The following is a 24,495-nucleotide window of genomic DNA, read 5'->3' on the forward strand; positions in this document are numbered from 1 at the left end:
AATATTACCAATAAGCACATTGATTGCTAACATAAAATGATATAAATCAATATTGGCTCACATTTTAAATTAGATATCTAATAATAAACGTGTTGGATCTTCTAATAATTCTTTAATAGTTACCAAGAAACCAACAGATTCTTTACCATCAATTAAACGATGATCATAAGAAAGTGCAAGATACATCATAGGTAAAATCTTCACTTCACCGTCGACAGCCATTGGGCGCTCTTGGATTTTGTGCATACCTAAAATAGCAGACTTTGTGGTGGGTTAATGATTGGTGTTGATAATAATGAACCAAATACACCACCATTAGTCACGGTAAAGTTACCACCCATCATTTCATCAACCGTTAATTTACCATCACGACCTTTAATCGCTAATTCACGGATGCCTTTTTCAATTTCAGCAACACTTAATGTATCTGTATCTCGTAGTACCGGTGTAACAAGTCCACGCGGTGTTGATACTGCAATGCTGACATCAAAGAAGTTGTGATAAACAATGTCTGTACCATCGATTGCCGCATTTACTTCTGGGTAACGTTTTAATGCTTCAGTTACCGCTTTAATGTAGAACGACATAAAGCCTAGACGTATACCATGTTTTTTCTCGAACACTTCTTGGTATTGCTTACGAAGATCCATGATAGGTTTCATGTTCACTTCATTGAAGGTTGTTAGCATTGCTGTTGAGTTTTTAGCTTCTAATAAACGTTCAGCAACACGTTTACGTAAACGAGTCATTGGTACACGTTTGTCACTACGAGCGACGAACAGCAACAACGATATCAACAGGTGCAGGTGTATTTTCTTTGTTCTTAGATTCACGGAATTTATCAACATCTTCACGAGTGATCATGCCGCCTTTACCTGAACCTTTAATATCAGAAGATTTAATGCCTTCTTCTAACATCAAACGACGTACTGATGGGCTAGCATCTGTCGCGCCATCTTCTTCTTCAACAACAACTTCCGTTTCTTTAACTGCTGGTGCATCACCTTCAGCTAATTTACCAATAAGTTGTTTTGAAAGTACGGTTGCACCTTCATCTTCAATAATTTCTTGTAAAATACCAGATGCAGTTGCAGGTACTTCTAATACAACTTTATCCGTTTCAATTTCTACTAATACTTCGTCACGCTCAACGAAATCGCCAGGTTGTTTTTGCCAAGTCGCAACAGTTGCATCAGCAACTGATTCAGGTAGTTCTGGTACTAAAATATCAATCATAATTAATGTCCTACGGTAAAAGTCTTTTTATAAAATTCATTAAGTAAATAAGTAGGCTTTAATGAATTAACACAAAGCCTTGTCATTATTTATTCTTCTAAACCTAGCGCGTTATTAACTAAAGCTTTTTGTCGCTTAACATGCAAAGAAATATAACCAACCGCTGTTGAAGCCGATGCATCACGACCAGCGTAATGAAGGTTAGCATTATTAGGTAATACGCCTCTAAAGTTATGTTGGCTACAGTACCAAGCACCTTGGTTTTGTGGCTCTTCTTGACACCAAACGACATCTTTAGCATTAGTATATTGTTCTAAAATATCACCTAACTCATTATTTGGGAAAGGATATAATTGTTCAATACGTACAATCGCAACATTATTTAAAGATTCACTACGACGTTTTTCAAGTAGTTCGTAATAAACCTTACCACTACATAATACAATGCGGTCTACAGCGACTTTATCAATCTCATCAATCTCATCAATTGCATTTTGGAAAGTACCATTAGAAAGCTCTTCTAAACTAGATACAGCTAATGGATGACGTAATAAAGATTTAGGTGACATTACGATTAGTGGTCGACGCATATTACGGACAACTTGACGACGTAACATGTGGTAAACCTGTGCTGGAGTTGAAGGAACACAAACTTGCATATTATGTTCAGCACAAAGTTGTAAAAATCGTTCTAAACGTGCAGATGAATGCTCAGGGCCTTGTCCTTCATAACCATGAGGTAACATAACAGTCAGACCACACATACGGCCCCACTTCTGTTCCCCCGATGATAAGAATTGGTCAAATACAACCTGTGCACCATTAGCAAAGTCACCAAATTGTGCTTCCCAAATACAAAGACCTTTAGGTGCTTGCAGTTGAGTAACCATATTCAAAAGCTAATACTGCACATTCCGATAAAACTGAATCGTAAACATCAAAATGACCTTGCTCTTCGGCAATATTTTTTAATGGTAGGTAAGTTTTACCTTCTTTTTGTTCGTGTAATACAGCATGACGATGGAAGAATGTACCTCGACCAGAATCTTGACCTACTAAACGAATATTATATTTTGCATCTAATAATGTCGCATAAGCTAAATTTTCAGCAAAACCCCAATCACATAGTTTTTCACCACGAGCCATCAATTGACGGTCATTGTAGATTTTTTTAACACGAGAATGTTGAGCATGTTCTTCTGGGTAATTACTAATTGAATCACCTAATTCCAACAGTCTATCATGTGGGAATTGAGACTCGTAAGGAGTGTCCCAATCGTGTTTTAAATAAGGCGTCCAATCAATGGTATGATGTTTAATTGCCTGCCATTCTTTAACAACACATTCACCGTTATCAAGTGCATCTCGATAATCAGAAACTAATTGTTTACTAAAACCTTTTTGATCACCCCTTCGTCTTCTAACTGAGTTGCATATTGCTCACGAGGTGTTTGATGTTTTTTAATTTTTTGATACATCACTGGTTGTGTTGCATTTGGCTCATCAGCTTCGTTGTGACCATGACGACGGTAACAAACTAGATCAATTAATACGTCACGTTTGAATGTATTTCTGAAATCTAATGCAATTTGAGTCGCTAGAATAACGGCTTCAGGATCATCTCCATTTACATGGAAAATCGGTGCCTGAACCATTTTTGCAATATCTGTACAGTAACGAGTAGAACGCGTGTCTTCACGTTTAGAGGTAGTAAAACCAATTTGATTATTAATAACAATTCGTACCGTACCACTAACTTGGAATGCACGAGCCTGTGACATATTAAATGTTTCTTGTACAACACCTTGACCAGCAATCGCCGAGTCACCGTGTACTGTTATTGGTAACACACTTTCACCAATGCTATTTAAGCGTTCTTGACGAGCTCGCACTGAACCTAAAACCACTGGATTTACAATTTCTAAATGTGATGGGTTAAACGCAAGCGATAAATGCACATTACCCTTTGGCGTTTTAAAGTCACTACTAAAGCCCTGATGATATTTAACATCACTAGAACCTTCTAATTTGGTATGTTTACCAGCAAACTCATCAAATAAATCAGCAGGTTTTTTACCTAATACATTAACTAAAACATTCAAACGGCCACGGTGAGCCATTCCTAAAACAACTTCTTTAGCGCCCTGCTCACCAGCACGACGGATTAGCTCTTTTAACATTAATACGAAGGAGTCTCCACCTTCTAAAGAGAAACGTTTTGCACCAGGGAATTTAGCGCCAATATATTTCTCTAAACCTTCCGCCGCCGTTAGTTCTTCTAAGAAACGATTTTTAGCTTCTTGACTGAAAGAAGGTTTACTTTCACAGGATTCAATTCGGTTTTGTAACCAACGTTTTTCATCTGTGTTAGTAATGTGCATATATTCTGCACCTAAAGAACCACAATATGTACGCTTAAGTGACGCAACTAAATCACGAAGGATCATTGTTTCATTAGAAGCAAGCATAAGACCCAACATTGAAGCTAGCGTCTAAATCTGCCCCTTCTAAATCATGATAAAAAGGGTCGAGTTCTTTAATTGTTTCATGTTTAGTTAAACCAAGTGGATCTAAATCAGCAACTTCATGTCCACGGTTACGGTAAGCGCCGATCAGTTGTAAAACTTTTACTTGTTTAGCATCATTATGAACAGCACCTGTAGGTGGTGTAAAACATTTTGGCGCTTTAGCCGCATGCTTCATTTGCTCACGAATAATGGAATGGGACTCTTCAGGTAATTCATTTACCTTGGGTAACTCATCAAATACGTTGCGCCAATTAGCGTCAACAGATAGGGGATCTTCTAGGTAGGATTCATACAGATCTTCAATATAGGTAGAATTTGCCCCGGAAAGATGAGATGAGGCTAACCATGTTTTCATCACATTGTTTGGCATTAACATTCCTTAACTTCGTATTTTGTTTTTATAAACAAAACGATTCAACGTGGCCAGACGTTGAATCGTTATCATATATTATATTGCGCGCTGTAATAACATAGACTTAATCTTACCAATTGCTTTGGTAGGATTTAATCCTTTCGGACATACACTGACACAATTCATTATGCCGTGACAACGAAAAACACTAAATGCGTCGTCTAAATTTGATAATCGTTCTTCTGTTGCACTATCACGACTATCAATCAAGAATCGGTAAGCGACTAATAAACCCGCTGGCCCAATAAATTTATCTGGGTTCCACCAGAAAGATGGACATGAAGTTGAACAACAAGCACATAAAATACACTCGTATAAACCATCTAAATGTTCACGTTCTTCAGGTGACTGTTTATATTCACCTGCTGGTGGATTACGATCATCAGTGATTAAATATGGCTTAATTTTTTCATATTGGGTATAAAATTGTGTCATATCGATAACCAGATCACGTACTACAGGTAAACCTGGTAACGGACGTATCACAATATTACCCTTTGACAACAAATCAGATAATGGCGTAATACAAGCTAATGCATTTTTACCATTGATATTAATACCATCACTACCACAAACACCTTCACGACATGAACGACGAAAAGAAAGTGTAGCATCCTTTTCTTTCAATAGGATAAGTGCATCAAGCACCATCATGTCTGATCCTTCAGGTATATCTAAAGACGTATCTTGCATATACGGTGCTTTATCAACATCTGGGTTATAACGATAAATCGAAAAATTAACATTCATAACTAAAAAACCTTCTAGTAAACACGCGCTTTAGGTGGGAAAGCTTCACGTAGTACTGGCGCCATATTAACGTCACGTTTACTCATGCTTTCTGTTAATGGATTATATAAACTATGGTGTAACCAGTTTGCATCATCACGATCAGGGAAATCGAAACGACTATGAGCGCCACGACTTTCTGTACGGAAGTTTGCGACTTTGGCTGTTGCAAAAGCAGTTTCCATTAGGTTATCTAATTCTAAACATTCAATACGATCTGTATTAAATTCACTACTCTTATCACTTAATTTCGCATTATTTAAACGAACACGAATTTTTTCAAGTTCAGCAAGGCCTTCAGCCATTGCAGGACCATCACGGAATACAGAGAAGTTATTTTGCATACATTGTTGTAAATCTTTACGAATTTGGCCTGGATCTTCAGTTCCATTGCCTTTTTCCCAACGATTTAAACGCTCTAAAGCTGCATCGATGTTTTCTTGAGTCGGTGCTTTAGCAGTATTTTCTTTATTTAATACTTTTCCTAAATGTTTACCCGCAGACTGACCAAACACGACTAAGTCTAATAAAGAGTTACCACCTAAACGATTTGCACCATGTACAGAAACACAAGCAATTTCACCAACTGCAAATAAGCCTTTTACTTCAACATCATTACCATTTTCATCAACACGTAAAACTTGACCGTCTACAGTTGCAGGCACGCCACCCATCATATAATGACAAGTTGGAATAATTGGAATTGGCTCTTTAACTGGATCAACATGTGCGAAAGTACGAGATAATTCACAAATACCAGGTAATTTAGATTCTAAAACTTCTTCACCTAAGTGATCTAGTTTTAGTTTAATGTGAGTACCCCAAGGACCTTCACAACCACGACCTTCACGTATTTCAATCATAATTGAACGTGCAACAACATCACGTCCTGCTAAATCTTTAGCATTTGGAGCATAACGTTCCATGAAACGTTCGCCATCTTTATTTAAAAGATAACCACCTTCACCACGACAACCTTCTGTTACTAATACACCCGCACCTGCGATACCGGTCGGATGAAATTGCCACATTTCCATATCTTGCACAGGGACACCTGCACGTAATGCCATACCAACACCATCACCAGTATTAATGTGCGCGTTTGTTGTTGAAGCATAAATACGGCCAGAACCACCAGTAGCCAGAACGGTTGCCTGTGCTCTAAACATCACAACTTCACCAGTTTCAATGTCAATGGCTGTACAACCTACTACATCACCATCATCATTTTTAACTAGATCAAGTGCATACCACTCAGAGAAGATAGTTGTTTTGTTTTTAACATTTTGTTGATAAAGAGTATGTAATAAAGCATGACCTGTACGGTCCGTCGCAGCCATGCGGTACGAGCGACCTTGCTCGCCACCAAACTCTTTAGACTGACCACCAAAAGGACGCTGATAAACAGAACCATTTTCGAAACGAGAAAACGGTAAGCCCATATTTTCTAATTCACGGACTGCATCCGGCCCTTCATTACACATAAACTCAATCGCATCTTGGTCACCGATAAAATCAGAACCTTTCACGGTATCATACATGTGCCACTGCCAGTTGTCGGGGTGTGAATTACCAAGCGCAACGGTAATACCACCCTGTGCCGAAACTGTATGAGAGCGCGTTGGGAATACTTTAGTAATCAACGCACAACTTTTGCCTTCCTGCGAAATAGATAGAGCCGCACGCATACCTGCGCCACCTGCACCAATTACAATCGCATCAAATTCACGAATAGGTAAACTCACCTTAAACACCCCACAAAATTACAAAACCAAAGATAACGTAGACAAATGCTACTGACGTTAGCAGAAACTGTAATGCACCACGTAATTTAGTACATTTGATATAATCAGTTAACACTTGCCATAAGCCAATCCATGAATGCACTAACATAGAAATAAGTGCAAATAACGAAAACACTTTTGTAATCGTTAATGAAAAGAAGCCCGTCCACGAAGCGTAAGTAATATCAGCAAATGCAACAAACCCTAATAGGTAAACTACATAAGCAAGAAGTATTAATGCGCTAGCGCGTATTAAAAGATAATCATGAACACCACTGCGTCCAAAAGTACCGGCAACCTTTACCATACTAAAACCCCCGCTAATACTGATAATACTGCTGTTAGAATAAATCCTGCTTTAGCACTTAATGAAGCACTATCCATTTCTTCCCAATGACCTAAATCTTGTATCATATGACGCACACCAAATACGGCGTGATATGCAAGTCCTGTTAAAGACCCCCATATTATGAATTCGACCAGGAAATTATCAAAATAACCAGCGACTCGAAGAAAATCTGATTCACTAGTTAATGAACAATTTAAAAGAAGAAGGAATATTGCTAAAGCAATAAAAACGATTATTCCTGATACACGATGCAATATAGAAGCTATTGCTGTGATAGGAAACTTGACCGTGGATAGGTCTAAATTCTTTGGTCTCTCTTTGCGCACAATTTGGTCTCTTTTTACTTGGCTGAATGGAAGGTAATAACAATAGCAAGTTGTTAGCTAAATGTTAAATGTTTGTGACACTATTATGCCATTATTTGCTATATCGCAGTTAAAAATAACTTCATTTTTGTGATGAAGATTGCAGATTTATTTTTCTCCGCAATCCCTGTATTCTTCTACATAACCGAGCAATTATCAATGCGTTAAGAAAATTATATTAAAATACTACAATATGTTTGTTTAATAAATGGACGTTATTAAATATACTATTTGCAGATGTCTCATAGTTGAGATGTTAAAATTGACAAGGCACCAGTTACACTGTAAAAATATGTGCTTTGAAATTCGAGCAAACTACAAAAGCTAAAATAGGAGCATCAAATGTCAGATCAAAAAGCAATACTTCATTTACCAGGAAAGGAGCCAATTGAGCTACCAATCCTTAAAGGATCTGCTGGGAACGATGTGATTGATATTCGTACATTGGGCAAAACAGGTTACTTTACTTACGATCCAGGGTTTTTAGCAACTGCGTCTTGTGAATCAGCAATTACATTTATTGATGGTGATTTAGGCATCTTAGAGCATAGAGGTTACCCAATTGACCAACTAGCTGAAAAATCAGATTACTTAGAAGTATGTTATCTTCTACTAAATGGCCACCTACCAAATCGTGTCCAATTTGATGAATTCCACCGTGTTGTTTCTAAGCACACTATGCTTCATGAACAATTAGTCATGTTCTACAAAGGTTTCCGTCGAGATTCACATCCAATGGCAATCATGGTCGGTGTTGTAGGTGCACTATCCTCTTTCTACCATGATTCACTAGACATCACAAATGAAACTCATCGTGAAATTACAGCATTTCGTCTAATTTCTAAAATGCCAACCATAGCAACAATGAGTTACAAATACTCTACGGGTCAGCCATTCATGTACCCTGACAACACACTTTCTTATGCAGGTAACTTCTTAAGAATGATGTTTGCAACACCATGTGAAGAGTATGTGGTAAACCCTGTTCTTGAAAGTGCAATGGATAAAATCTTGATCCTTCATGCAGACCACGAACAAAACGCGTCTACTTCAACAGTACGTCTTGCTGGTTCATCAGGCGCGAATCCATTTGCATGTATTGTCGCGGGTATCGCTTCTTTATGGGGTCCTGCTCACGGTGGTGCAAATGAAGCTTGTCTTGAAATGTTAGAGGAAATTGGTTCAGTAGACAATATTCCTGAGTACATTAATAAAGCAAAAGACAAAAATGACCCATTCCGTTTAATGGGCTTTGGTCATCGTGTTTACAAAAACCACGATCCACGTGCAACAGTTATGCGTAAAACTTGTCATGAAGTTTTAGATGATCTAAAAATTGACGATCCATTATTAGATGTTGCAATGGAGCTTGAACGTATTGCCCTAGAAGACCCTTACTTTGTTGAGAAAAAACTTTACCCGAATGTTGATTTCTATTCCGGTATCGTTTTACGTGCAATGGGTATTCCACGCTCTATGTTTACCGTTATCTTTGCTACTTCTCGTACTATTGGTTGGATTTCTCATTGGAAAGAAATGCTTGATCAACCAGGTCAAAAAATTGGCCGTCCTCGTCAGTTATACACGGGCGAAAGTGGCTTAAGTTTTGATCATGTAGATGTACGTTGTAAGTCTGATGATTGTGAATAATTAATTCCAATTTGATAAGCCAGTGTTTACACTGGCTTTTTTGTGTCCAAAATTTATGATTCGAGCATTAAATGCCAATATACTTACCACAATTAGGGGATGATCCAACATTATTTCCGGATTTAAAAGAAGCTTTAGCTGATCCTGATGGATTACTTGCTATGGGTGGTGACCTATCTGTCGAACGCATTTCAAATGCTTATCACAGGGGTATTTTCCCATGGTTTAGCCAAGGCGATCCAATTTTATGGTGGAGTCCTAGTGAACGCGCAACGATACAAGCAGGTCAAGTACATATTAGTCGCAGTATGAAACGTCTGATCAAGAAAATGAGTATGACCGTTACCGTTAACCACGACTTTTTGTCCGTTATTAATGCCTGTGCAAAACCAAGAGCAACACAGAAAGAGACTTGGATAACACAAGATATGATAGATGCTTATTACAAATTGCATTTAGCAGGTATTGCACACTCTATTGAGGTTTGGCATGAACAAAAATTAGTGGGTGGCTTATATGGTCTATGCATTGGCCAACTATTTTGTGGAGAGTCGATGTTTAGTACGATGGATAACAGTTCAAAGATTGCGTTTATTGCATTAAATCAACACTTTAAATCCTATAGTGGCAAAGAGATTGATTGTCAGATGCAAACAAGTCATTTGCACAGTTTAGGCGTAAGTGCCCTTACTCGGGAGCAATTTTTAACAACTTTGGCAAAGTTACGAGGCCAGTCAGTAAAAACAGGTTGTTGGGATAAACAACCCATTCACATTAAATTATAAGCTCAGCAATTTACCATTTGTTTAGCCATAGCACCTAATACATTTTTACGTGAAATCAGGCCAATATAGTGGTCTTCATCATCAACGACGGGATAAACTTTTGGAGTTGTTTTTATCATCAACTGAGCTAAGTCAACAATACTCATGTCTTCTTTTACTGTTACAACATTTTTGACCATAACATCTTCAACTAACGCAACTAATTCGCAATAATAGCTAGCCTCAATCATTTTTGCTAAACAATCCTGTTCAGATAACCAACCAATAACACGTCCATTAGGATCTATAACAGGGCCACCTATTTGTTGACTATTCAGTAAAATATTAACCGCTGTTTCTAAAGTCATATCATGTTTAAATGCGAGGCTTTTACCACTTTTATATTGTGAAACTTGTAAATTATTCATAATGTCACTCCCTTTTATTATTTAAGCTTAATCTGTTTTTGTTATTTGTCGATTTTATAAATAAAAATTTCCTTACTATAATTTTGCCGTTAAAATACTAAAAAAATAAAACATCCAAGGGTACTTATGGCATCTCTACAAGATCAACTAATGAAATCAGGGCTTATAAACAAACAAAAAGCCAAACAAGCGCAAACCGATAAACGTCGAAAAGCAAAGCAAAAAAGAAAAAGGTACCGTTGAGGTATCCGATGTACAAGTTGCAATTAATGAAAAAAACAAGCAACAAAAACTTCAAGATTTAGAAAAAAATAAACAAACACAACTTGAATTAGAAGCTCAGGCAACGACATGGAAAACTTATCCAAATGATTGCTCAACACTGCGAAAAGGATTACCAAGGAGAGATAGATTATCACTTTACCTACGCACAAAAAGTTAAGCGCATAGCAATTAATGAACAAACTCAACAAAGCCTTGTATCAGGTCGACTAGCAATTTGCGTATTAAATGATGAATTTTATTTAATCAATAAAGGCGCAAGCACAAACCTTAGCCGAAATTGATGCTTCAGTCTTAGTAGCATTACATGAAAAAGTTGATGTTGAAGAAATAGATGAAGATGATCCATATGCTGAATTTGCTATACCAGATGATCTTATTTGGTAAATTACTCAGTTAAATTATGGCTAATAAATTTGTCGCAATCCTTTAAAATTACTTCCAATTGTTGTAATTGGCGATTGCTACAAATTCCAAAACGCAAAGCATCATTTTCATCAGTAAGACGAACGTAGAGCCCATGCTGGCAAAATATACGATAAATATGTGGTGCATTATTTAAGAAGACAGTCATAAACAATGCATTTGATTGAGTACTCACTGCTGGGAAGTATTTTATCAGTAAAGTTTGTTGCTTTTGGCTTTGATCCTGTAATTTTTCTATTTGTTTTTTATGCCAATTTTTATCTGCTAGCGCTTGTTCGGCAATATATAAAGCTGGGCCATTAATTTCCCAAGGCCCAGTTGTTTGTCTAATGCGATTAAACCATTGTAAACCACAACATACAAAACCAATTCTAATGCCCGCAAGACCAAAAAACTTTCCAAAAGAGCGTAATACAATCACGTTATCTGTTTGTGCCTGTATTTGACTCACAAAGCTCCATTCGGGCGATAATATATCGGCAAATGCTTCATCTATAACTAATAAACTGTTTGTTTTTTCACAGGTCTCTTGTAATGATTTTAATTGTGCCTGATTGAATTTATCGTTGCTTGGATTATTGGGGTTAATAACCACCACCACTGAGTTATTTTCAATGTCTGTGGGTAAATATTGCTGGTAAAAGTGCAGTTTACACCCCGCTTTTTGCCATGCTTGTTGATGTTCTTTATAACCAACTTTAGGTAAATATACATGACTAATATCAGTATTAAATGCTTTATTTTGTGTCTTCCAAAGTTCAGGTAATTTCTCAATTAAAGATTGACTACCAGACAAAGGCCAACAATATTTTGCTTGATAATACTGCCTTGCCACGAATAACAAATTATCAGTAATGGTTGGTAAATCTTGCCAGATGTTTATTGGAATGCTTGGGATCGGATAACTATAGGGTGCAATGCCCGTTGACAGGTCTAACCATTGAGATTTTGGAATATTGTACTCTTTTGCAATACGGGTAAGCTGACCACCATGTAATACAGTCATTGATTCACCAACAAAAGTAATTCACCAATGAATACAATAAAAACCCAAAGTAAAGTTGCCTTTTTTACTAAACTTAAACTGGATTTTATATGTTTAATTTGAGCAGGCTCACCCTCTCCTAGTTGAGGAGAACAAACAGTTTTGCCAAAATAAATTGATTTTCCCCCAAGAGAAACATTGAGCACCGTCGCTCCTGAAGCCATTACCCAACCACCATTATGACTTTTATAAGTTTTGCTCTGCTGATAAGCATTGCTAATTACTTTAATTATCTTTTGGTTAAGCAGGCCAATAATAGCAAATAAAAAAGCAGTTATTTTAGCGCTGATAAAACCCAACAGGTCATCCATACGTGCACTAAATTTACCAAAATAACAATACTGTTCTGTGCGGTAACCCCACATCGCATCCAGAGTATTGCTCAAGCGATGAATAATCACCAAAGGCGCACCACCTATAACAAAATAAATTAAGGTTGCTGTCACTGCATCATGGCCATTTTCGAGCATAGATTCTGTAGTTGCTCGACATATTTCACCTTCATTAAGGTGACTGGTATCTCGACTAACAATATAAGCGCAATAATCGTTGCGCTTTGTTTAAATCCCCTTCTATTAATGGTTTATATATTTGCATGCCATGCTGATTTAAACTATTTAATGCCACCGCCCAATAAACGATATAAACATTAATAATGATCAATAGGTAGAAAGGCAGAAAAGACTGTAACCAAAAAATAAATATTGGCAAGGGTAGAACCAAAATGCCCCAAGCCAGAAAACCGAAACAAAAGCGTATTAAATTTGAGCCTTGATTGAATTTTTTCAATATTTTTAGCTATATTTGCAAATATAATTAGCGGATGATATCGCTTCGGTTCGCCAATTAAAAAATCAATCAACAAAGCACAAACTAAGGTAATAGTGACCATCATAACGTAAAGAAAATGTCGTTTTTAAAATCGTATCCAATAGAAATTAAATGACCATTTTTATAGTCATAACCTGTTTGAAGTGCATCTTTCGGTGAAAATTGAGCCATAAAGCAACGCAATACATCACCATGTGTGACCACTAAAAATGTTTCTTGCGGGTGTTGTTGAAGTTGCTGTTTTAGAGTGTCTTGGAAACGCCTAAGTAACTGTAAAGCACTTTCACCTTGCTCTGGTTTACAGTCAGTAATTTGTGAAGTGATTTCAAGGTAGTCTTGGTGATTTTGTACCTCTGGCGTGAGTAAGCCCTGCCATGTTCCAAAATGGCGTTCTTTTAACCCTTCAACAATATTCACTTCAATTTGTAATGCTTGTGCACAAATATTTGCCGTTTGTATTGCTCTACCAAGGGAGGAAGTTAATATACGCGAAATATTTAAGGTTGAGCATAAAGATGCAAGATGAAGTGCCTGCTGTTCACCCTTTGCTGTTAATGCACTATCAAATTGACCTTGAATGCGATGTTCTGTGTTCCACTGTGTTTGACCATGTCTAGCAAGGTATAGGATAGTTTTTTTGCTCACTGTATCTCTTAGTATAAATTAAACAGCTGTCTACTTTAACATAAATTGAGCAAAGGTAACTTAAAGAGTTTATAAAATAACAAGACAATAAATGTGGAAAGTTTTCCGTTAAAAGTGTTTATTGTAATTTTCCGGGCACAATTTTATCAACGTGATTTTTAGGCACATTAGTAATTAAACTAAGCAATTCATTATCCGATGGATTGCGTTTTAGACGTGTCGCAAATTCTTGTACCAAGGGCAATATTAATCCAGTTTGTACATGGTTTAATGAAATACCTATATTCGAAAATACGGCTTTTACCGCACCTAAACCAGAGTGTTTGCCTAATACTAAAGTATGGTTTCTGCCTAAAATTGTTGGATCTAAACCTTGGTAATTTCTCACATCTTTCACTAAACCATCAACATGAATACCAGATTCATGGGTAAAAACCTGAGCACCAACAATGCTTTTATTTCGTGCAACTGATAATCCAGTCGCCTCAGAAACCGCCTGACATAAAGCTGGGAAATGTGAAATTTTAATGTCCATTGCAATTTGATGACAAAGTGTTAATGCCGTTACAACTTCTTCCAAAGGCGCATTACCAGCTCGTTCACCTAATCCAACCACGGTAGTATTGGCATAAGTCGCACCAGCTTTAATTGCGAGCAAGTGTATTGGCTGTCGCTAATCCTAAATCATCATGACAATGTATTTCTATTGGTAAGGGTTGATTTTCCTTTAAATATTTAATCTGTTCAAAGGTTGTAAAGGGTTCTAATATACCTAAAGTATCAGCATAACGTAATCGTTGTGCACCGGCTTTAAAACCAATCAGCCCTATTTTCAGTAAAAATTCAGGATCTGCTCGAGATGCATCTTCACAACCAATGCAGACTTTAATGCCCAATGAAACAGCATAACGAATATTTGACTCAAGCTGGTTTAATAAATATTCATCAGTGCTGTTTAATTTATGCTTTATCATCTGCTCTGAGCTAGGAATGGATATATCAACCCAATCCAACTTCAAATCAGCAGACTAACTTTATTTCCTGTTTTTTTGCTCGGCACCAGGCCATCAAACACGCCTTAGGAAGAGCTTGGCGAATAGCTCGCAATTGTTAAGCACTCTGCCTCGCCCATTGCTGGGATTCCAACCTCTAGGTCTGTAACACCGGCATTGTTTAACATAACCGCTAAAGCGACTTTCTCCTCACGGGTAAAAGCGACTCCAGCAGTTTGCTCTCCATCTCTTAATGTCGTATCGTTAATAATGACCATAAGAAAACCCTTATGAAAAACCAGGTGTAAAACTATCTACAGCGGCAGGTTTGCCATCTTTCCAGTATGGTGAAAAGGTACGTAATCTTTCAATAATTGGAGGCAATACCTCAATAACTTTATCGATATCTCTTTCCGTTGTATAACGTGAAAGAGAAAAACGAATGGTGCCATGTGCGACGGTATAAGGAATGCCCATTGCTTGCATCACATGTGAAGGCTCTAATGAACCTGATGTACAAGCACTACCACTTGAAGCCGCAATACCACATTCATTTAATAACATCAGAATGCCTTCTCCCTCGACATACTCAAAGGCAATATTGCTGGTATTAGGCACACGATTTTCTGGGTTACCAGTGGCAAAGGCGTGATCTACCTTCTCTAAAATACCTTTCTCTAGTTTATCCCTTAATACTGCCACTCTTTCTGACATTGTCACGAGGTGCATTTCCGCTTGCTCAGCGACCGACACCAAAAGCAATAATACTGGCACAGTTTTCTGTTCCTGCTCGACGACCACGTTCTTGATGACCACCACGTAACAACGGACGATAGCGAACACCACGACGAACATATAAAGCACCAATACCCTTTGGAGCATGCATTTTATGCCCAGAAAAAGACAACATATCGATGTTTGTATCCTGTACATCAACTGGAACTTTACCAATAGCTTGCACTGCATCACAATGAAACAAGGCGCCATGTTGGTGTGCAAGTTGCGACATTTCTTCAACCGGAAACAAGGTACCAGTTTCATTGTTTGCCCACATTACACTAACTAAGGCTACATTTTCAGATAATACCGCTTTATAAGCTTCTAAATCTAACTGGCCTTTATTATCAACCTTTAACCAATGAATGGTATATCCTTCACGCTCTAATTGTTCGCAAACTTCTAAGGTGGCAGGATGTTCAACTACTGTGGTAATTATCTCTTTTTTAAGCGGATTTGTTTTTAACGCAGAATAAATTGCCGTTGTAGTAGACTCAGTCGCACAGGAGGTAAAAATGATTTCACTGTCATGCAATGCACCAATTAAATCTGCTACACGTTGACGAGCAATCTTCATTTGTGCCCCTACTTTATCACCAAAACTATGGATTGATGATGGGTTACCAAACTGCTCACTAAAATAAGGTAGCATAGCTTCAAGTGCCATTGTATCTACTTTGGTTGTTGCGTTATTGTCTAGATAGATTTTTTTCATTTTAAGCTCCTTGATTAGCCAGCATTTGCTAAGTGAGAAAGTTCTTGTAACTCTTGTGGTTCATAACTAACTGGATCTTGATTAACCACTGGAATCGCAACACCTAACTTCTCAGCTATTTGGTCCTGTAACCATCCAAGTGTAATATCTGTCATCATGCACCCTGTACAAGCACCTGATAAACTCACTGTAATTAAGTGTTCTGTGGCACTTACTAAGCTAACATCACCACCGTCAGCTTGTAAAAATGGTCTTAGGTGACTTAAAACCGTCATCACATTTTGACTTAAAGAGCTTTCAGCGCTTACTTCTTCTTGCATAACAGTAGAACTTGGTAAGGGAGTATTTGCTACTACTGCTGGTGTCTCTGATTTTTTAGCAAGTACACCATCAATTACCATTTCGATTTTTTCATGGCAACTAGTACAGGCGCCACCCGCTTTTGTATAATTAATCACTTCATCAATCGTTGTTAAAGCATGTTTTTCTACCGCTCTAGAAATTTTACCTTCATCAACAGCGAAACAACGACAAATTAATTTACCCTCTTCATGGTCATCCTCGGCTAACTCAATACCTTTATAATTTGCAATGGCGACTTCTAAGGCTTCCTGTCCCATCACAGAACAATGCATTTTCTCTGGCGGTAAACCACCAAGGTAATCGACTATTTGCTGATTGGTTACCTGCTCCGCATCGGCCACTGTTTTACCAATAATAAGTTCTGTTAATGCAGAAGAAGACGCAATTGCACTACCACAACCAAAAGTCTGGAAACCTGCGTCTTCAATAATGTCTGTTTCTTCATTTACCTTAAGCGTTAAACGCAAGGCATCACCACAACTGATAGACCCAATATCACCAACCCCATTTGCATTTTCCACTTCTTTTGCATTTCTTGGGTTAAAAAATGATCTTTTACTGTTTCTGAATAATCCCACATAAACACCTCGATAATTTACATTGTTTGATAAGTCTCAGTATTAATTTGCAAAACTCAGACCAAATAAATAAACGTTATAAAACAGGCATTTATTATGATTTCAAAGAAAACAAGGAAAAGATGTAGCAGATAAATGTGAGCTTTGTCGGTAAACACACATCGTTATCAGTTAATACCATTTCCTCAAAAAAGCCTTCCTTATAAGATAAGCAAATTAGTCGTATTCAGATTGAATTATTGAGATGATTTATTATTAACAAAGTTACTATTGAAGAGTTTTAAATAGGTAAAAAGAAGATGTACATTTTGCGACAATTGTCTTCTATGTAACCAACAAAAATGAAAAACAAATGATAAAAAATTATTAAAGATGAAAAATAACTTCATATTATCAATAAGTTAAAATTAATCAGGCATATGGAATGAGGTTTGCAACGTAGCGAGAAATAGCATGTTTATTTACTACGAATCATTCACTCAGGTGCAAAATTATGAAAACTAACAGTAATAACGAAACAAAATCATCATCTCGTCCTAGCTGTCAAACAAAATGTGAAAGCGATACGTTAACTCCCGCTATTAATTTTAAAGACAGTAAAAATACCGCATCGAACTTTGGTCAAGACCAATTACAAAAAGTAGCAAATCACCCATGTTATTCAAATGATGCGCATCATAAATACGCACGTATGCATTTACCTGTTGCCCCCGCCTGTAACATCCAATGTAATTACTGTAATCGTAAATATGATTGTGCTAATGAGTCACGCCCAGGTGTTGTTTCTGAACTATTAACACCAGAACAAGCGTTATTAAAAGCACAGGCTGTGGCTGAAAAAATCCCACAACTTTCTGTTATTGGCATTGCAGGACCTGGCGATCCTTTAGCGAATCCAGTTCGCACCTTCAAAACATTAGAATTAATCCGCGAAGCCATGCCAGATATTAAGTTATGCTTATCAACTAACGGTTTAGTATTGGTGGATCATATCGATGACATCTTAAGGTTAGGCGTAGACCATGTCACAATCACTATTAATGCTTTAGATGAAGTGATCGCAAGCACAAATATATAAATGGATTTATTTTGAAGGTAAGCGTTACGAAAGTGTTGAAGCCGGTAGAATATTAATCGAGCGCCAAATGCAGGGAATAGCAGGCACTCGCCGAGGCAGGCATTCTCACCAAAGTAAATTCAGTTTTAATTCCAGGAATCAACGATAAACATTTACCAGAATTAAGCCGTGAATTACGACGTAATAATGTTTTTTTACATAATATTATGCCCTTAATCAGTAAACCAGAGCATGGCACATTTTATGGTTTAGTTGGACAAAGAGAGCCCGTTGGAACCGAACTTGATGAAGTACGCGAATTAGCAGGCGGCAATGTCAGCCAAATGAAACATTGCCAACAATGTCGTGCAGATGCGATCGGTATGTTAGAAGAGGATCGTAGTGCTGAATTCCATCTCGAAGATCTTGAGGGATACGACAATGATTATGATCAAACCATGCTCAAGCGTTGTCGTTTCCAATCTGCTGTTGTCAGTAAAGGAGCATCGGAAACTCAGCCCTCATTGGTGGTTGCAGTAGCAAGTAAAAGCAGTCAACAAATAGACCAACATTTTGGTCATGCGGATTGCTTTAAACTATATCTAGTGATTGACAATACTTCTCATTATATCGGAGAGAGACGCCTGAAACGCTACTGTGGCGGTAGCGGCAGAATCAAATAGTGATACAAGTTTATCAAGCACAATTAAAGCACTTAGTGGAGTTGATTTGGTGCTATGTAGTCGAATCGGAACAACACCTGAAGAGGCTTTAAATGATGCTAACATTCAAGTATCGACGGATTACGCATATCATGGAGTAGACGCTACGCTTGCAAATATCTTTGCACCATTTTCTAAATTAGCAGAGAAAAAGTGGCAGAAACAATCACAAAAGCAACCTGAGGCAGTCGTTTAATGGCTATGCAAATTAGTAAAGCCTGCTTCGCTTGTTATGCCTGTGAAACGGTTTGCCCCACTGGCGCTATTACACAAAAGGAGCAATTTTTGTCATTAATCCCACATTGTGTGATGAATGTGTAGAGCTTGATAGCAAACATTGTGTTGCTATCTGCCCTGAGCCTAAAGCGATTTACCAACGTAAATCAAAAAAACGTAAATCAAAAAAACGTAAATCAAAAAATAATAAGTGTCTGTTGTTAAATAACTATTTTAACAAAGCCTTCAATTTTGGGATTTGAGTCAACATCGCTTGGTAACCGGCATCAATTGCGTCCTGTTTTGAGCTAAATAATCCATTGCCCTCAGGTTCATAATCAGGCCTGATGACAATGTCGGCACTATTAATCTCTTGCTCACTATGTCTGCATGCGAGCAACCTAAAGGTAGCAAGTTGCATGCTCAGCGATTTAATTTCACTTTGCGGTTGATTAGCACAATAAATATCAACCGCAATAATCACCTTCGCCCCCATAGATTTAGCGTAATGGACTGGCACCACATTTAAAATACCACCATCAACTAAAAGGTGATGGTCATGCTCTACTGGTACAAATGCACCAGGAATGGTTGAAGAGGTTTGCACCGCTTCACCTGGATCACCATCTATAATCAACACAGACTCGAGTGTTGTCATATTTGTTGCTGTGATACCAATAGGCATAGTCATCTGAGATAATTTTTCCTGCAAAACATTCGCATTGATCCATTCAGCCAAATTTTGTCCATTAACAATGCCATTAGGTGATAATACAAAATCCATCACATCAAACTCACTAAATTCTGTAATGATATTTTCTATTTCTGCATAGGATTTACCTGAAGCATAAAAAGTGGTCGCAATAGAACCCGCAGATGAGCCCGTAACTAAATCTGCAGTTATATTATTCTCTTCAAGTGCCCTAATAATACCAAGATGCATATACCCTCTTAACCCACCCCCACCAAATGCAATGCCAAGTGTTTTGCTTTTCATTGGCGTGGCTTATAGTGCAGTTTCATTAGTTAATATTAATTCTTGATATTGATTTCTTTGCGCACAACCAACAAGCGTTATTAAGGGTAAAATAATTAAAAGGATAAATGATTTTCTGAGAATAAACATGTTAGCTGATGTCCTAATAAAAGTAGTAGCGAATGCCGAAACTTGTTGTTGTTTCATATACTTCATTCGGCAATACAATATAGGTAGGAATAATTTCTGCAAAAATAGAAATATTAGCACTGGTCATAAATTCAATACCAATTGGGAAACGTAATCCCCAATTTTCTTCTGATTGGCTGGTACTCATATCATGACTATAGTTATCAACATCTTTAATAAAAATAGCACCTATACCAGCATAGGTTATTGGCTTTATATCTTCTCTTAGTTTAGTTAATTCACTGTAAAGGTGAATATCTAAAAAAGCTAAATGAGAGTTATCAAAATCAGAATACACACCTAAATCGACACTAAAGTTTTCATAATACCCTTTGTCGTTGTAATGTAAGTATTGCTCATCATAAAAACCAATTCCAGCGCCAAAATGTACTGACGCTTTTGCCATACAAGGTATTATGATGAGGCTAGCTAACAGTATTCGTAATAACTTCATATTACAAAGGCCATTTTACAAAAGTTTCTTTTTCAGAAAGCGCCCAAAGTTTAGTTAAAATTTGCTTATCCAAAACAAAAGATCCAAGCTCACATTCACCAACAGGCCCGCCAAAATTCATTAAACCGGAGGGGCCATAATAAGCACGTTGTTTAAGGTTTTCTTCTGTGGCACACATCACTTCGGGGTAAGCTCCTTTTTCAGCGCTTTGCGCTAAACCAATCTTGACCATCAAAGCCCAGGAAATACGCGTCGCTAAGTTGGCTTTTTCATTGATCAAAGATGTTTGTGAAGCACCAGGATGACATACATAAACTTTTACATTTTTATTTGCCGATTTTATTTTGTCTTGTAATTCATAGGCAAACATCATCTGCGCCAATTTACTTTGGCTATATACTTTATTAGGGTTGTAGTTTTTATCCCAATTCATATCATCGAACTGTATTGTCCTAAGTCCCATTTTATGGCCTTCACTAGCCACAACAACAATCCGCCCTTTTGATGCTTCTAATCGTTCAAACAACAGAGCACATAGCAGAAAATGTCCGTAGTGATTTACGCCTAATTGACTTTCAAAACCATCAACGGTTAACTCTTGTTTAGCAATTTGTGCAATTGCTCCGTTACAAATCAGCGCATCGATTTGCTCTACTTTTTCTAATACCTGTTCAGATGCGCTTCGAACCAGAGGCCATGACAGCAAGATCCATTATAAAATAACTGACTTTTGCATCATCACCGAATTCAACTTTTAATTGACGAATGGCTACATCTGATTTTTTTTCGTTACGATTCAACATCACTACTTTTGCGCCTTTAGAAAGTAGGATGCGTGATGCTTGAAAACCTGCCCCTGAATTTGCGCCAGTAATGACAAATGTTTTACCATCAAGATTCCCAAGTTGCTCAGGTGTCCAGCCTTTATTATTTGATTTATTATTAGTGCTCATTTAAAAATTCCTATGTTGATGTATTAAGTTTTTGCTTGAAATAAATATAACTCTCAAACAAAGCTATAAATAGGCGATATAATCTCTAAAACTTGCCTATTTGTATCAGGGAATTGAACATAGGTTTTTCTAGTGCTAATTTAGTGACATGTTTAAATAAGGGTGTAAGTGTGATGAGCAAAAATCTAATCAAACAAATCATTGAAAGTCATGTCACTGAAGATGGCATGATTGAGACGGGTATAAAGGGCGTAAAACTTTTCCGTGTCACCAACGGAGTACGTTGTGCACCAGCGGTTTATGAGCCAACAATTATCGCCATTGTAAGTGGTGAAAAAGAAGCCATTTTAGATGGAAAGCATTATGTTTATGATAGCGATAAATACATGTGCTGTTCTATATCTTTACCTGTCGAAGCCGGAACTCCATCAGCCTCTGTCGAAAATCCACTTCTTGGCGTATATATTTCATTAGATAGCAAAGTAATGACCGAACTCGTTATCGAAATGGAAAGTACCGGAGGGGTTATCCGCAAACCTAATGGTAACTCTTTACCTGCGAGTTTTTCATTAGTTAACTGGGACGAAACATTCACCGATGCACTATTACGTTTAATATTGTTAGTTGATCAACCAACAGACACAGCACTGCTAGGCGAAGGACGACTTCGAGAATTGTATTACGCTGTATTAAAGGGAGAAGCAGGAGATTCTGCAAAACGAGCCTTTGGTGTTGGTAATGAAATCGCAACAGCCATTAAATATTTGACTTCTAATCTTGATAAACCTATCAACATTGAAGATATGGCGACCCAGGTTGGTATGAGTCGAGCAGTCCTGCATCGAAAATTCAAACAAGCAACGACTATGTCTCCGATCCAATTCGTCAAATCTATGCGACTAAACACTGCTCGCAATGAAAATCGCGACGGGTGTCAATGTTAGTACTGCGGCAATGGATGTGGGTTATGTCAGCTCTTCACAATTTAGTAGAGAATTTAAACGCATGTATGGGCAGTCTCCGAAACAGTGGACCTACGCGAAACAATTAACAGATGGGATATTAACATAATGGAAAATACAATTATTTTAAGGCTACTTGGCGCTTTGTTAATCATTATTGGTTTAGTGCTATCTACAAACCCTGAGCTTGTTAGCGACAAACCTGTCCCTACTGATACCTTTAAAGCGGTAGAGCGCAGAATATGGTGGGGATTGTTGATAGGTTTTGGACTTTTACTTCAATTCCACCATTATTTAATGCCTTGGCAAGCAACGGTTGCGACCACTTTTGCTTCATTATTAGTGGGGTTATTGATTTCCCGTTTAATTGGCATTGCACTCGATGGTTCGGTGGCCAAGCAATGGTTAAATGTTGCAATTGAGATAATTATCTTAGTACCCTTTGTTTGGTGGTATTTTAATACTCGTGTTTAATCGTTATTTTAATCAACAACAATTTCAATCGCTTGCTCATATTTATCAATAATATTTTGAATAGTATTATCTCTTTTAAGTTGTTCTGCTGATGAAATTAGAGAAGCAATAATGCTTTCATCGGCAACTCGCTTAGAGTAAACCAAATGCATTTCCTGCTTTCTAATAGATAAGGACGTTCCTAATAAGTCATCTGAAGAATAATTTAAAGCTCGTAATCCTCCCAAAATACTTGATTTAGGACCAAATATCACATCTATACGGTCACGCATTAACATTTTAATTAAACGTGTATATTTGCCACCTTGCACTTTCTCAATATTTAACCCATTAAAAAATATATTAGCGGTTGGGCTCAATCGTAAATAACCAACTCTTTTGCCTTGAATATCCTGTATACGCTCAATTGGAAAATCTTTCAGTCCAACAATTATAAAATCAACATCTTGTATATGAAAAAATGGCGTAGCTACCCTGTTAACAGTTTCATTAGGCACTAATAAAGATAATTCAACTTGCCCCGTTCCGAGATATCCTAACACTCTTCCAAATGGCATAAATTCATTTTCATATGAAAAGCCGGCCTCTTTTACAATTCTATTTAAAATTTCGTAGGAACTGCCTTGTTTTGTGCCTCTTTCATCATAAAAGCCTCTATTACCAACATTCACTGTTGCAATACTAATGCTTTGAGCAAACATTTTTGGGCTAAATGATGCTAACAAAGCACTCAAAATAATTAATAATTTGATGTGTTCAAACATTTGAACAACCTCAGAGTTAATGATAATTGATATTAATTGTAGTCGATATTCTTGAAAAGAATAATTGAGTAGGAGTTACAAATTATGCTCTGATCACAAATGTTGCTAATTTAAAAATTGTATTCCTCTCTATAGGGGGCTTTTAATTCCTCAAGTATATTTTTACAGCGAGTTGCTGTTTTTTATAAAGGATGAACTAATGATATAACAGAATACAGAAGAAATAGTCGGCAAACATTGCTCTAAGCGTTCACCACAAGCCTAAACGATAAAGAGCAACATAATGAATTTTTAATTTACCAGGTTTTGTAGGGTAAGAATTTACCATTAAGCGTTAATACAACACGATCACCTTTGGGGTTTTCTTCTTTATTTACTTCCATGGAAAAATCAATTGCACTCATAATGCCATCACCAAATTTTTCTTGGATCACTTCTTTAAGCGTATCGCCATACACCCCTACCACTTCATATAAACGGTAAATTAAAGGGTCCTGTGGTACTGATTTATCCCATTCCTTGGTTGGATACTCCATTAATACTGCTTTAGCTTCAGCGGGTAACCCTAAAAATGCAACAAGTTTGTCAGCTTCTGCTTGTGGACAACTATTCATTCCTAAGCAAGCTGATGTTGTCCAAACATCAGACCTTCCAATCGCAAGTGAAATTTCTTCCCAAGTTAGATTTTTGTCTTTTTTAATTTCAAAAATAGCCTCAGTTACATCAAGTTTATTCATTGGAGCTCCTTTATATGATTAACGTTAGTATG

33 protein-coding genes and 2 pseudogenes are annotated in these 24,495 nt (G+C 37.3%); 12 read left to right on the top strand and 23 right to left on the bottom strand.

The genetic code is table 11. The features are described from left to right. Positions 1-69: 69 nt before the first annotated feature. The 6 genes and pseudogenes from odhB to sdhC all read right to left on the bottom strand — a co-directional run bounded on the left by odhB (position 70) and on the right by sdhC (position 7,424). Positions 70-1,236: pseudogene (odhB, locus tag ACLKMH_RS15670) on the bottom strand (2-oxoglutarate dehydrogenase complex dihydrolipoyllysine-residue succinyltransferase). Positions 1,237-1,325: 89 nt separating this feature from the next. Further along, a pseudogene (locus ACLKMH_RS15675) lies at positions 1,326-4,134 on the bottom strand (2-oxoglutarate dehydrogenase E1 component). Positions 4,135-4,212: 78 nt separating this feature from the next. Next, a complete protein-coding gene (locus ACLKMH_RS15680; RefSeq protein ID WP_413698985.1) occupies positions 4,213-4,926 on the bottom strand; it encodes a succinate dehydrogenase iron-sulfur subunit in 714 nt (237 codons plus the stop codon). A gap of 14 nt (positions 4,927-4,940) precedes the next feature. After that, positions 4,941-6,710: a succinate dehydrogenase flavoprotein subunit gene (gene sdhA / locus ACLKMH_RS15685; protein WP_413698986.1), complete on the bottom strand. Its 1,770-nt coding sequence runs from the start codon at positions 6,708-6,710 to the stop codon at positions 4,941-4,943. A 1-nt stretch (position 6,711) separates the two neighbouring features. After that, entirely contained in the window at positions 6,712-7,056 is a 345-nt protein-coding gene (sdhD, locus tag ACLKMH_RS15690) for a succinate dehydrogenase, hydrophobic membrane anchor protein (RefSeq protein ID WP_413698987.1), read from the bottom strand. Further along, positions 7,050-7,424, bottom strand: coding sequence for a succinate dehydrogenase, cytochrome b556 subunit (gene sdhC / locus ACLKMH_RS15695; protein WP_413698988.1), 375 nt, complete (start codon positions 7,422-7,424; stop codon positions 7,050-7,052). Before sdhC ends, sdhD begins: the two co-directional genes overlap by 7 nt. 381 nt (positions 7,425-7,805) lie before the next feature. On the opposite strand from sdhC, the gene gltA reads away from it, so the two are divergent. Together gltA and aat are read left to right on the top strand one after the other, a co-directional pair. Continuing rightward, on the top strand, positions 7,806-9,113 hold the full coding sequence (gltA, locus tag ACLKMH_RS15700; protein WP_413698989.1) for a citrate synthase: 1,308 nt from the start codon (positions 7,806-7,808) through the stop codon (positions 9,111-9,113). 71 nt (positions 9,114-9,184) lie between these two features. After that, entirely contained in the window at positions 9,185-9,898 is a 714-nt protein-coding gene (gene aat / locus ACLKMH_RS15705) for a leucyl/phenylalanyl-tRNA--protein transferase (RefSeq protein ID WP_413698990.1), read from the top strand. Positions 9,899-9,900: 2 nt separating this feature from the next. On the opposite strand, the gene ACLKMH_RS15710 is transcribed toward aat, so the two are convergent. Next, a complete protein-coding gene (locus ACLKMH_RS15710) occupies positions 9,901-10,305 on the bottom strand; it encodes a CBS domain-containing protein (RefSeq protein ID WP_413698991.1) in 405 nt (134 codons plus the stop codon). A 126-nt stretch (positions 10,306-10,431) separates the two neighbouring features. Between ACLKMH_RS15710 and ACLKMH_RS15715 the strand changes: the two genes are divergently transcribed. The 3 genes from ACLKMH_RS15715 (at position 10,432) to ACLKMH_RS15725 (ending at position 10,974) form a co-directional block, all read left to right on the top strand. Further along, entirely contained in the window at positions 10,432-10,548 is a 117-nt protein-coding gene (locus ACLKMH_RS15715; RefSeq protein WP_413698992.1) for a DUF2058 family protein, read from the top strand. Positions 10,549-10,673: 125 nt separating this feature from the next. Next, entirely contained in the window at positions 10,674-10,871 is a 198-nt protein-coding gene (locus ACLKMH_RS15720; RefSeq protein ID WP_413698993.1) for a DUF2058 family protein, read from the top strand. After that, complete coding sequence (locus ACLKMH_RS15725; protein WP_413702367.1) at positions 10,867-10,974, top strand: DUF2058 family protein; 108 nt, start codon at positions 10,867-10,869, stop codon at positions 10,972-10,974. The genes ACLKMH_RS15720 and ACLKMH_RS15725 overlap by 5 nt, the downstream gene beginning before the upstream one ends. A gap of 1 nt (position 10,975) precedes the next feature. On the opposite strand, the gene ACLKMH_RS15730 is transcribed toward ACLKMH_RS15725, so the two are convergent. From ACLKMH_RS15730 to nifU, 10 genes are all read right to left on the bottom strand, one after another. Next, complete coding sequence (locus ACLKMH_RS15730) at positions 10,976-12,019, bottom strand: aminotransferase class I/II-fold pyridoxal phosphate-dependent enzyme (RefSeq protein ID WP_413698994.1); 1,044 nt, start codon at positions 12,017-12,019, stop codon at positions 10,976-10,978. Beyond that, a complete protein-coding gene (locus ACLKMH_RS15735) occupies positions 12,016-12,528 on the bottom strand; it encodes a cobalamin biosynthesis protein (RefSeq protein WP_413698995.1) in 513 nt (170 codons plus the stop codon). Before ACLKMH_RS15735 ends, ACLKMH_RS15730 begins: the two co-directional genes overlap by 4 nt. A gap of 55 nt (positions 12,529-12,583) precedes the next feature. After that, entirely contained in the window at positions 12,584-12,847 is a 264-nt protein-coding gene (locus ACLKMH_RS15740) for a cobalamin biosynthesis protein (RefSeq protein WP_413698996.1), read from the bottom strand. A gap of 102 nt (positions 12,848-12,949) precedes the next feature. Beyond that, a complete protein-coding gene (locus ACLKMH_RS15745) occupies positions 12,950-13,534 on the bottom strand; it encodes a histidine phosphatase family protein (protein WP_413698997.1) in 585 nt (194 codons plus the stop codon). Between the two features lie 118 nt (positions 13,535-13,652). Next, positions 13,653-14,192 (bottom strand): hypothetical protein, encoded by a 540-nt coding sequence (locus ACLKMH_RS15750; RefSeq protein ID WP_413698998.1) that lies wholly within the window; start codon positions 14,190-14,192, stop codon positions 13,653-13,655. Beyond that, a complete protein-coding gene (locus ACLKMH_RS15755; RefSeq protein WP_413698999.1) occupies positions 14,179-14,508 on the bottom strand; it encodes a hypothetical protein in 330 nt (109 codons plus the stop codon). The genes ACLKMH_RS15750 and ACLKMH_RS15755 overlap by 14 nt, the downstream gene beginning before the upstream one ends. Positions 14,509-14,612: 104 nt before the next feature. After that, on the bottom strand, positions 14,613-14,804 hold the full coding sequence (locus ACLKMH_RS15760; RefSeq protein WP_413699000.1) for a hypothetical protein: 192 nt from the start codon (positions 14,802-14,804) through the stop codon (positions 14,613-14,615). 10 nt (positions 14,805-14,814) lie between these two features. Then, positions 14,815-15,300, bottom strand: a complete 486-nt coding sequence (locus ACLKMH_RS15765; protein WP_413699001.1) for an aminotransferase class V-fold PLP-dependent enzyme — start codon at positions 15,298-15,300, stop codon at positions 14,815-14,817. Continuing rightward, positions 15,266-16,018 carry an aminotransferase class V-fold PLP-dependent enzyme gene (locus ACLKMH_RS15770; protein ID WP_413699002.1) on the bottom strand — a complete coding sequence of 251 codons (753 nt, stop codon included), beginning with the start codon at positions 16,016-16,018 and terminating at the stop codon, positions 15,266-15,268. Before ACLKMH_RS15770 ends, ACLKMH_RS15765 begins: the two co-directional genes overlap by 35 nt. Positions 16,019-16,032: 14 nt before the next feature. Beyond that, the gene (gene nifU, locus ACLKMH_RS15775; protein WP_413699003.1) at positions 16,033-16,959 is read right to left on the bottom strand and encodes a Fe-S cluster assembly protein NifU; all 927 of its coding nucleotides are present in this window, start codon (positions 16,957-16,959) and stop codon (positions 16,033-16,035) included. A 493-nt stretch (positions 16,960-17,452) separates the two neighbouring features. Here nifU and ACLKMH_RS15780 point away from each other — a divergent pair, with 493 nt between their 5' ends. The 4 genes from ACLKMH_RS15780 (at position 17,453) to ACLKMH_RS15795 (ending at position 19,059) form a co-directional block, all read left to right on the top strand. Beyond that, a complete protein-coding gene (locus ACLKMH_RS15780) occupies positions 17,453-18,037 on the top strand; it encodes a radical SAM protein (protein WP_413699004.1) in 585 nt (194 codons plus the stop codon). A gap of 206 nt (positions 18,038-18,243) precedes the next feature. After that, a complete protein-coding gene (locus ACLKMH_RS15785; RefSeq protein ID WP_413699005.1) occupies positions 18,244-18,699 on the top strand; it encodes a hypothetical protein in 456 nt (151 codons plus the stop codon). Continuing rightward, on the top strand, positions 18,674-18,934 hold the full coding sequence (locus tag ACLKMH_RS15790) for a NifB/NifX family molybdenum-iron cluster-binding protein (protein ID WP_413699006.1): 261 nt from the start codon (positions 18,674-18,676) through the stop codon (positions 18,932-18,934). Before ACLKMH_RS15785 ends, ACLKMH_RS15790 begins: the two co-directional genes overlap by 26 nt. Further along, on the top strand, positions 18,934-19,059 hold the full coding sequence (locus tag ACLKMH_RS15795; RefSeq protein ID WP_413699007.1) for a 4Fe-4S binding protein: 126 nt from the start codon (positions 18,934-18,936) through the stop codon (positions 19,057-19,059). The genes ACLKMH_RS15790 and ACLKMH_RS15795 overlap by 1 nt, the downstream gene beginning before the upstream one ends. A gap of 124 nt (positions 19,060-19,183) precedes the next feature. Here ACLKMH_RS15795 and ACLKMH_RS15800 read toward each other — a convergent pair whose 3' ends face one another. The 4 genes from ACLKMH_RS15800 to ACLKMH_RS15815 all read right to left on the bottom strand — a co-directional run bounded on the left by ACLKMH_RS15800 (position 19,184) and on the right by ACLKMH_RS15815 (position 21,526). Further along, on the bottom strand, positions 19,184-19,951 hold the full coding sequence (locus ACLKMH_RS15800) for a patatin-like phospholipase family protein (RefSeq protein WP_413699008.1): 768 nt from the start codon (positions 19,949-19,951) through the stop codon (positions 19,184-19,186). 142 nt (positions 19,952-20,093) lie between these two features. After that, on the bottom strand, positions 20,094-20,573 hold the full coding sequence (locus tag ACLKMH_RS15805; RefSeq protein ID WP_413699009.1) for a hypothetical protein: 480 nt from the start codon (positions 20,571-20,573) through the stop codon (positions 20,094-20,096). Between the two features lies 1 nt (position 20,574). Continuing rightward, positions 20,575-21,279 carry an SDR family NAD(P)-dependent oxidoreductase gene (locus ACLKMH_RS15810; protein WP_413699010.1) on the bottom strand — a complete coding sequence of 235 codons (705 nt, stop codon included), beginning with the start codon at positions 21,277-21,279 and terminating at the stop codon, positions 20,575-20,577. Then, complete coding sequence (locus tag ACLKMH_RS15815; RefSeq protein WP_413699011.1) at positions 21,245-21,526, bottom strand: SDR family NAD(P)-dependent oxidoreductase; 282 nt, start codon at positions 21,524-21,526, stop codon at positions 21,245-21,247. The genes ACLKMH_RS15810 and ACLKMH_RS15815 overlap by 35 nt, the downstream gene beginning before the upstream one ends. 173 nt (positions 21,527-21,699) lie before the next feature. Here ACLKMH_RS15815 and ACLKMH_RS15820 point away from each other — a divergent pair, with 173 nt between their 5' ends. Genes ACLKMH_RS15820 through ACLKMH_RS15830 form a run of 3 tightly spaced genes read left to right on the top strand, consistent with a single transcriptional unit; the run spans position 21,700 to position 22,962 of the window. Further along, positions 21,700-22,470, top strand: a complete 771-nt coding sequence (locus ACLKMH_RS15820; protein WP_413699012.1) for an AraC family transcriptional regulator N-terminal domain-containing protein — start codon at positions 21,700-21,702, stop codon at positions 22,468-22,470. After that, complete coding sequence (locus ACLKMH_RS15825) at positions 22,442-22,597, top strand: helix-turn-helix domain-containing protein (RefSeq protein ID WP_413699013.1); 156 nt, start codon at positions 22,442-22,444, stop codon at positions 22,595-22,597. The genes ACLKMH_RS15820 and ACLKMH_RS15825 overlap by 29 nt, the downstream gene beginning before the upstream one ends. Further along, a complete protein-coding gene (locus ACLKMH_RS15830) occupies positions 22,597-22,962 on the top strand; it encodes a DUF4345 family protein (RefSeq protein WP_413699014.1) in 366 nt (121 codons plus the stop codon). The genes ACLKMH_RS15825 and ACLKMH_RS15830 overlap by 1 nt, the downstream gene beginning before the upstream one ends. Before the next feature lie 8 nt (positions 22,963-22,970). Here ACLKMH_RS15830 and ACLKMH_RS15835 read toward each other — a convergent pair whose 3' ends face one another. Further along, the gene (locus ACLKMH_RS15835) at positions 22,971-23,687 is read right to left on the bottom strand and encodes a substrate-binding periplasmic protein (RefSeq protein WP_413699015.1); all 717 of its coding nucleotides are present in this window, start codon (positions 23,685-23,687) and stop codon (positions 22,971-22,973) included. A gap of 335 nt (positions 23,688-24,022) precedes the next feature. Beyond that, complete coding sequence (gene cynS, locus ACLKMH_RS15840; protein ID WP_413699016.1) at positions 24,023-24,463, bottom strand: cyanase; 441 nt, start codon at positions 24,461-24,463, stop codon at positions 24,023-24,025. Positions 24,464-24,495: the final 32 nt, after the last annotated feature.

The organism is Psychromonas sp. KJ10-10 (assembly GCF_047323245.1).
In the GTDB taxonomy this organism is placed as follows: domain Bacteria; phylum Pseudomonadota; class Gammaproteobacteria; order Enterobacterales; family Psychromonadaceae; genus Psychromonas.